Source organism: Ruegeria sp. CDSA020 (genome assembly GCF_059612345.1).
In genome coordinates this window covers 176350-184939 of the sequence record NZ_JBXWQK010000009.1, presented here as the reverse complement: position 1 = coordinate 184939, position 8590 = coordinate 176350, and the positions used below count along the sequence as shown (strand labels likewise).

Annotated in this window: 8 protein-coding genes; 1 reads left to right on the top strand and 7 read right to left on the bottom strand. The window is 55.1% G+C overall.

Translation table 11 applies throughout. The annotated features are described in order from the left end of the window. Positions 1-330: 330 nt before the first annotated feature. A complete protein-coding gene (locus AC2FJW_RS16435; protein ID WP_496750700.1) occupies positions 331-1176 on the bottom strand; it encodes an EamA family transporter in 846 nt (281 codons plus the stop codon). 139 nt (positions 1177-1315) lie between these two features. On the opposite strand from AC2FJW_RS16435, the gene AC2FJW_RS16430 reads away from it, so the two are divergent. Then, positions 1316-1750 (top strand): group II truncated hemoglobin, encoded by a 435-nt coding sequence (locus AC2FJW_RS16430; protein ID WP_496750698.1) that lies wholly within the window; start codon positions 1316-1318, stop codon positions 1748-1750. Between the two features lie 432 nt (positions 1751-2182). Here AC2FJW_RS16430 and glnT read toward each other — a convergent pair whose 3' ends face one another. The 6 genes from glnT to AC2FJW_RS16400 all read right to left on the bottom strand — a co-directional run bounded on the left by glnT (position 2183) and on the right by AC2FJW_RS16400 (position 8304). Next, a complete protein-coding gene (glnT, locus tag AC2FJW_RS16425) occupies positions 2183-3511 on the bottom strand; it encodes a type III glutamate--ammonia ligase (RefSeq protein ID WP_142638474.1) in 1329 nt (442 codons plus the stop codon). An 80-nt stretch (positions 3512-3591) separates the two neighbouring features. Next, positions 3592-4920 (bottom strand): FMN-binding glutamate synthase family protein, encoded by a 1329-nt coding sequence (locus tag AC2FJW_RS16420; RefSeq protein ID WP_142638687.1) that lies wholly within the window; start codon positions 4918-4920, stop codon positions 3592-3594. 20 nt (positions 4921-4940) lie between these two features. Further along, on the bottom strand, positions 4941-5624 hold the full coding sequence (locus tag AC2FJW_RS16415) for a protein GlxC (protein ID WP_496678512.1): 684 nt from the start codon (positions 5622-5624) through the stop codon (positions 4941-4943). A 1-nt stretch (position 5625) separates the two neighbouring features. Beyond that, entirely contained in the window at positions 5626-6555 is a 930-nt protein-coding gene (locus AC2FJW_RS16410; RefSeq protein ID WP_496750696.1) for a class II glutamine amidotransferase, read from the bottom strand. A gap of 148 nt (positions 6556-6703) precedes the next feature. After that, the gene (locus AC2FJW_RS16405) at positions 6704-6919 is read right to left on the bottom strand and encodes a hypothetical protein (RefSeq protein ID WP_142638480.1); all 216 of its coding nucleotides are present in this window, start codon (positions 6917-6919) and stop codon (positions 6704-6706) included. A gap of 11 nt (positions 6920-6930) precedes the next feature. Beyond that, a complete protein-coding gene (locus AC2FJW_RS16400) occupies positions 6931-8304 on the bottom strand; it encodes an ammonium transporter (protein ID WP_271951763.1) in 1374 nt (457 codons plus the stop codon). Positions 8305-8590 lie beyond the last annotated feature (286 nt).

The following is an 8590-nucleotide window of genomic DNA, read 5'->3' as shown; positions in this document are numbered from 1 at the left end:
AATCGCATGCCTGCTGGCCAACACCCTGACCGCCGCATGCCGCGCAAACAAACTCCCAGAACCAGAAGGCCTGACGGCTTAAAACGAGGCCGCCGTTGTTCAAACTGCGGCTGTTCTTTTTTCCGTTCTGATTTTGGTAGGTATTGGCGACCTTTTAGGTCGTAACTTGTGCATGGTGATCGTATCCATTGGCGTGTCGCCTACCAATTCCCTCCGATCCCCGTACTACGAGCGTTGTGTGAATCCGGACCGCCACGCTCAGGCGAGATTGAGTGCCTGCGGAACAGCCCGGCTGCAGCCCATCAGGCACGTCAATTCGCAAGGCCGTTCTCAGAGCGCGAGATAGCCGATTCCGGCAAACGCGACGACACAACCAAGCCACTGGCTTGGTGACATACGCTCTTTCAAGATTGCCCAGGCAAGGACAACGGTCAGTAATCCAAAAACCGAAGCCGCGACGGATGCATATTGGGCATTGGGCAACCTACCAGCCGCGACCACACTGAGAATTGCGACGGCGTCCAGTAAACCCATTAAGCACAATAGGGGCAGTGCTTTTGTGCCGGGCCAAATCGACTTGCGAGACGCAAAAGCTATCGCTGCCAGAACCAGAATTGCCGTGATTCGACCGATTAGAGACACGGTGTATTCGTTGCTGATCTCTGCCGCGTATTGCCCCAGGGCAAATGCTGCGGCGAACCCGGTTGCGGCGAGCAAAGACAAGACAATGGTTGGGCCACGGGCAGGGTAGGTTGTCTCGGTTTTGTCTGAGCAGGCTGCGACGATGGATACTCCGAGGCCGATTGCAATTACGGCCAACCAGTGCCACGCACTGACCATCGAGCCGCGCCAAATTGCGACGGTGACGGACAAGACCGGATAGCTGGCAACTAGCGGCGCAACCAATCGCACGGGCCCTCGATGAAAAGCCTCGTACATGCTGAGCCCGGCCAAGAGGTAAAAAAAACCTGCTGCAATCGCATAAGCCATCGCGTTGCCCGATATGGAGTTGATGTCGCCCCAGGCTGCAACCATCCCGATCTGCAGGATGGCACCAAAGAGTAACACAAACATAAGCGAGGCGACCACGCTGACGGACTGGCTGATATAGCGGACCGAGAGATCATGAATGCCCCAGCACAACGCAGCTAGCAACCCGAGTGCAAGGGCGCTCATGTAAGGGAAGATTGTTGTAGTGTCGACCATATTGGCATGTGTTCGGTCCCAGATATCAACAGCGCCAAGATGTCACTGTTGATAAACTAATATTCCTGTTATGCAATAATTTAGGCAATGGAGACCCGGAGGATCCACTATGTCCTCGGCTTTGGATCAACTTGGAGGCGAAGAGAGCCTGCGCGCGCTTGTCGAACAATTTTATGATCGAATGGAGGCCGATCCGGCTGTGTATTCCTTGCACCGGCTGCATTTTCGGGGTCACGGATTGAACCATACAAGGCAAGCGCAGTTCGAGTTCCTCAGTGGTTTTTTGGGCGGGAGAGCATATTACCGGGAACGATTTGGCCACATGGATTTACGGGAAATACATGCCCATGTGCCTATTCGCGAGGCCGATGCAGAGCTTTGGCTGGAAACCTTTGACGCCGCTTTGGAAGATTGTGAACTGCGCGGCCCGACGGTGGATAAAATGCGAACCTCCCTGCGACGTGCGGCATTGATGCTTGTTAACGACGTTCCCGACTGGCGCATCGAGGTGGATAGGAAAAAAGGACAAGAAGTCCCAGAATAGGCTATTTGCAGGGTCTCGAAATCAGTCGTCAAACAACCAACCGTTCAGATTAGATGAAGCCGGTCTTAAGTGTTGAACGTCATAGAGATTTGCTCGATCGCGATATCGTCGTTTAGGTGTCATCTTTTGCACAGCACCCTTAGCCCATGCCCTGATTGACTGCTTTTCGGCCGCAAGCCAGGGATGGTTCCGATTTCCCAGACAACCAAGGGGCTGCCCAAAGCAGCTGTGCAATGCGGGGATTGGGTTCCCGTCTTAAAGGCGCACAATTTCAACGGAATCCCCGTTTGACGATATGTGTGCAAAAGACGCGCCGCGATCTTCGCCCGGCGCGTGTTGACTGAAAAAACATCCCGGCGTGATCGTTGTTGGTGAATGAACAACAAGGCCGCGGCACAGGCCGCAACCTCGATGTCTTCCAGTTTTACCGGATCAGATATCCAGCGTGTTTTCCTTTTCCCAGCGCGAGAAATGCGACACGAAGGAATTCCACTCCTGATGCTTCATCTTCAGGAAAGCAGACGAGAATTCGGCGCCCATCATGCCCTTCAGGTCTTTGTCTTTGTCGTATTCGCGCAGTGCATCAAGCATGTTCAACGGCAACTTGGGTGCTCCGCGCACTTTATGGCCTTCGGCATACATATCGATATCCCAGCGCTTGCCAGGGTCTGCTTTGGATCGGATACCTGACAGTCCAGCCGCAATGATGACGGCCTGAAGCAGGTAGGGGTTGGTTGCTCCGTCCGGCAGACGCAATTCAAACCGCCCGGGGCCGGGCACACGCACCATGTGAGTCCGGTTGTTGCCCGTCCATGTCACGGTGTTGGGCGCCCATGTTGCACCCGACATCGTCCGCGGCGCGTTGATGCGTTTGTAGCTGTTCACCGTGGGGTTGGTGATCGCGGCCAGTGCTGACGCGTGCTTCATGATGCCACCGAGGAAGTGCTTGCCACGCTCTCCCAGACCAACCTCACCGGTCGGGCCGTCGCCCTCGCCTGCAAACACGTTGGTCTTGGCCGCATCGCCTGGCGCATCCCAGACCGAGATATGCGCATGACAGCCATTGCCGGTCAGGCCTTCCACCGGTTTCGGCATGAATGTCGCACGCAGCCCATGTTTTTCAGCAACCGATTTGGTCATGAACTTGAAGAAAGAGTGTTTGTCAGCAGTGCGCAGAACGTCGTCAAATTCCCAATTCATCTCGAACTGGCCGTTGGCGTCCTCGTGGTCGTTCTGATAAGGTCCCCAGCCCAGTTCCAGCATGTAGTCACAGATTTCGCGCACGACATCATACCGGCGCATCACGGCCTGTTGGTCATAGCAAGGCTTTTCAGCTGTATCGAAAGGATCGCTAATCTGTTCTCCGTCCGGCGTCATCAGGAAGAACTCGGCTTCGATACCGGTTTTGACATGCATTCCTTCGCTTGCAGCTTCGTCGATCAGGCGGCGCAATACGTTACGAGGGGCTTGCGCGACATCGCTGCCTTCCATAACGCAGTTGCCAGCAACCCAAGCCACTTCGGGCTTCCAGGGCAGCTGAATGACCGATGAGGGGTCTGGAACTGCCAGCATGTCAGGATGAGCCGGTGTCATATCCAGCCAGGTGGCGAACCCGGCAAAACCTGCACCATCTTGCTGCATGTCGGCAATCGCCTGCGCTGGCACAAGCTTGGCCCGTTGTCCACCGAACAGGTCGGTGAACGAGATCATGAAGTATTTGACGCCTTTTTCTTTTGCGAAAGCTGCGAGATCTGTCGTCACGATTGCTTTCCTTTCCCTGTTGAATTCTAGTTTTTCAAAGCAAAAACGCGGCCCCCATCAGGGAGCCGCGCAGCATCGGTTCAGAACCCTTCCTTGCCCGGGTACCAACTGGTGCCCGCCAAGGGGACTCGCGCCATGGCGGCCGCCTCCATTGTCAGGGCACACAGGTCTTCAGGTTCGAGATTGTGCAGGTGATTGTGGCCACATGCGCGCGCGATGGTTTGGGCCTCAAGCGCCATCACCTTCAAATAGTTGCGCAGCCTGCGACCCGCAGCAACCGGGTCAAGACGCGCAGCCAGATCGGGGTCTTGCGTGGTTATCCCTGCCGGGTCCTGACCTTCGTGCCAATCGTCATAAGCGCCAGTGGTTGTGCCCAGCTTCTGGTATTCGGATTCCCATTTGGGATCGTTGTCCCCAAGGGCCACCAGAGCAGCCGTGCCAATGGCAACTGCATCTGCACCCAGCGCCAATGCCTTGGCCACATCGGCTCCGGTGCGAATGCCGCCCGAGATGACCAACTGAACCTCACGATGTACGCCCAGATCCTGCAATGCCTGAACGGCAGGGCGGATGCATGACAGTGTTGGCAACCCGACATGTTCAATGAATACGTCTTGCGTCGCAGCGGTGCCGCCCTGCATGCCATCCATGACGACAACGTCCGCCCCGGCTTTCACTGCCAATGCAGTGTCGTAGTAGGGGCGCGTGGCGCCAACTTTCACATAGATAGGCACTTGCCAATCAGTGATTTCCCGAAGTTCGAGGATCTTGATCTCAAGGTCGTCCGGCCCTGTCCAGTCTGGATGGCGGCAAGCGGACCGTTGGTCAATGCCTTTGGGCAGGGTCCGCATCTCGGCCACACGGTCACTGATCTTTTGACCCAACAACATACCGCCCCCGCCGGGTTTGGCGCCTTGGCCAACCACAATCTCAATCGCATCAGCCTTACGCAGATCGTTGGGATTCATGCCATAGCGTGAGGGCAGGTATTGATACACCAGCTTGGTTGAGTGGCCACGTTCCTCGGGCGTCATACCACCATCACCGGTGGTGGTTGACGTGCCCGCTGCGGATGCGCCGCGGCCCAGAGCTTCTTTCGCCGGACCGGACAATGCGCCAAAGCTCATACCCGCAATGGTGATCGGGATATCCAGCTCGATCGGCTTTTTGGCAAAGCGCGTGCCCAACGTTACTGAGGTATCGCAACGTTCCCGATAGCCTTCCAACGGATAGCGCGACACCGACGCACCCAGAAAGAGTAGATCGTCGAAATGAGGAACTTTCCGTTTGGCGCCACCGCCACGAATGTCATAGATACCTGTCGCAGCGGCGCGACGGATCTCAGCATTGATCGGATTGGTAAATGTCGCCGACTGAATCGGCAGGGTGCGGGGGATCTGATCGTCCATATCTTTCATACCCTTCTTCCTCAGTAAGCTGCGGAATTGTCGATGTCGAAATTGTAAAGCTGACGAGCCGAACCATAGCGTTTGAACTCTTCCGGCTTGGCGTCGCTGCCAGCGCGGTCCAGCAGATCCCTCAGAATATCCAGATGCTCAGGGCGCATTTCTTTCTCGATGCAATCAGCACCGAGGCTTTTGACCGAACCACGCACGAACAGCCGTGCCTCGTAGAGTGAATCCCCCAGCGCATCGCCCGCATCTCCGCAGACGACCAGATTTCCTGCCTGTGCCATGAAGGCGGACATGTGGCCGATATTGCCATGCACCACGATGTCGATACCTTTCATCGAAATACCGCAGCGCGAGCTTGCGTTGCCCTTGATGACCAGCAACCCACCATGGCCTGTGGCCCCGGCATACTGGCTGGCGTCGCCATCGACGATGACCTGGCCGGACATCATATTCTCAGCCACACCCGGACCAACTGAGCCGTGAACCTTGATGGTCGCCTGTTGGTTCATGCCGGCACAATAGTACCCGGTAGACCCCTTGACCGTCACTTCGATCGGCGCGTCCAGTCCGACAGCAATCGCATGGCTGCCTTTTGGATTTACAATTTCCCAGCTGGTTTGGTTGGTCTCGGCGTTTTGCGCCTGCAGGGACGAGTTCAATCCACGCAGTCCGTCTGCCTCTAAATCATAGGTCTGCATTTCAGGCGGCCTTTTCGTGGGTTGTGGGACTGTCGTTGTGCGACCAGAAATATACGGTGGCCGGTTCAGGTTCCCAAACTCGGGCGTCTTCGATTCCTGGCAGGTTCACCAAGGCGCGGTATTCGCTGCCAAAGGCAACATATTGATCCGTTTCTGCCATCACTGCAGGCTTGCAAGCGATTGGGTCACGTACGACGCCAAACCCGTCTTTGGTCCCTACTACAAAGGTGAAAAACCCGTCCAGATCATCAATGCTGGATTCCAGAGCTTCCCCTAAAGTGCCGCCATTCATCATTTTCCAGGTCAGGTATGCGGCACCAACTTCGGTGTCGTTCTCTGTCTGGATGGTAACGCCTTCGCGGCGCAACTTGCGGCGCAACGAGTTGTGGTTGGACAGCGATCCGTTGTGAACCAGACATTGATCGGACCCCGTGTTGAACGGATGTGCGCCCATTGTTGTCACGGCGGATTCCGTCGCCATGCGTGTGTGTCCAATGCCATGAGTGCCGCTCATGCCGCTGAGGCTGAAGCGGTCTGCAACATCCTTGGGCAGGCCAACTTCCTTGTAGATTTCGAGGCTTTCGCCACGACTCATGATACGAACCGTCGGCCGGATTTCAGCCAGCGCGGCGCGCGCGGCTTCGAACCGACGGGCGGGAATTTCCAAGACGGCATGTGTATCATTGTCTGCCTGACCAACCGTCACGCCAAGACTTTTGCCTAGCTCATCAGCCAAGTCGACAAAGTCCGTTTCGGGGTTGGGGGACTGAACTGTAATCTTGGTTTTGCCATCGGACTCAGAGCCGTAGATTGCAATACCGGCACTATCGGGGCCACGATCTGTCATCGTGATCAGCATGTCTGTCAGCATATTGCCCAGTTGGGGCGCAAGAGACTGGTCTTTGAGGAATAATCCAACAATTCCGCACATGGCTGGCAGATCTCCTTATGTGTTTCATTATGATTCGACGGTACCAACAAATCAGTGGGACATCAATAATCATAGGAAAGTTTTTTTCCTAAGAGGCAATGGGCGCGACCTGTGTTTTTCGCGCCCATTGCAAGCATTTAAGACTGGATCAATATCGCTCCAACTGTGCTTTCACCTTTTCTTCGTCACCGGTGTGGCGCGCCTTTTCCAGGTGCTCAGCTTCGCGGACGAATTGGATGCGATGCCAGCCAACCCAGAAGACGACACCAATGATGACCATTAGAACTTCGTAACCTTGGAAGGGATAGACCGGCCCGACTTCGGCCAGATCCACGGCCCAGTTTGTATAACCATTCGTAGACATATCTTACTCCCTCATTTCGCTGCTACGCCACGGGCGGCCAGTTCTTCTTTATCGGCTTCGATAATGGCAGCTTTGGCGTCCTCATAGGCATGGTGTTCAGCGTAATCGAGACCCTGAAGTTCAACTTCTTCCGGGATGCGCAGTACGCCGGCAGCGGATTGCATTTTCGCCAGAGCCCAGCCTGGCAGGAACCCAAGGACAAAGAACATGATGACGGCACCCGTGATCTGACCGATCGGGTTGATGGTTGCATAACCTTCATATGGTGACGAAGGCACGCCCCACAGGACAAAGCCCGCGATGACCAGCCCGACGACACCTGCATATCCATGCACGGCTACAGCACCGACAGCATCATCCAGCTTGAACCGACGCTCTACCCAGTAGTGCAGATTATAGACGATCACGACGCCGATTGCGGCAATGATCATCGCTTGGATCGGGTGATACAAATCGTTTCCAGCAGACGCGGTGATGATACCGGCCAGACCGCCCGAGAAGGTCCAGAAGGCATCTCCCTTCGAGACGACATAGGCTGCCATCAACCCACCCGACAGCGACATCAGGAAGTTAAAGGTAATCGCCGACAGCGTGGTCGGGGCCAGATAGATGTTGGTTGCAGTCCAGGTGGCGCCAACGATCTGACCGTCGATAACCTCGGGCGAGATCACAGGCACGTTGCATGCCGCATAGAAACCCCAGAACCCGGTATAGATCAGGAAAATACCGATGGTCAGCAACCATGGATTATGCGGAGGAATATCCCGCGGCGTTCCATCCTTGGCAAACTTGCCAAGTCGTGGACCCAGTACCATGATCACACCAAGTGCGTAACCACCTGCGATTGCATGGATAACGCCTGACGCATAAGCATCGTGATACCCCAAGATACGCACCATCCAGCCACCATAGTGCCAGCCCCAAGCAGCGTCGATGATCCACCAGACGGACCCGATCATGACTGCATGGACCCACAAAGCCGAGGACCTGATCCGTTCGATCACTGAACCAGAAACGATCGAGGCAGCTGTCCACGAGAACAGAAGGAACGCGGCCCAGAAGACACCCGTGATTCTGTCGTCCAAATTGGTTGCCATTGTGTTCGCCCACGGTAGATTTGCGGCACCTGCTTCGGTGTCGAGACCGCCCCAGAACGGAAAGTTCGGGAACGCCCAGTAGATCCACCATCCAAAGAAGAAGAACGTGACCGTCACCAGCGGGATGATCATGATGTTTTTCATCAATGTGTGCATATGGTTACGGGCCCGGCTGGCGCCGACTTCGTACATGCAAAAGCCCACATGGATGAGGAACATGAAGACGACCGTTACCCAGTAATAAAACTCGGTAAAGACCGTCGTAAGTGCATTTAGATTGCCATCCACTTCGTAGTCTCCCTGTTGTTGCAGCAGGAGGTCTTTCTGCGAAGCATTTCCTGCTGGGAATAATTGTATACTAAGGGGACAATCTCATTGGCGACCTGTCAATAGATATGTGGGGCAAACATCTTTAAGGTCTGTGCTTGATGTATGTCCTCACACGTCAAAAAACGCACTAAGCCACAGATAAAGAAAAGAAATACCAATATTCCCGGATGTTCTTAGGGTGCAAAAATTGCAGGCAAATATTCCCAACAGGAAAAAATTCTGCACACAAGTGTTGATTTTCAAC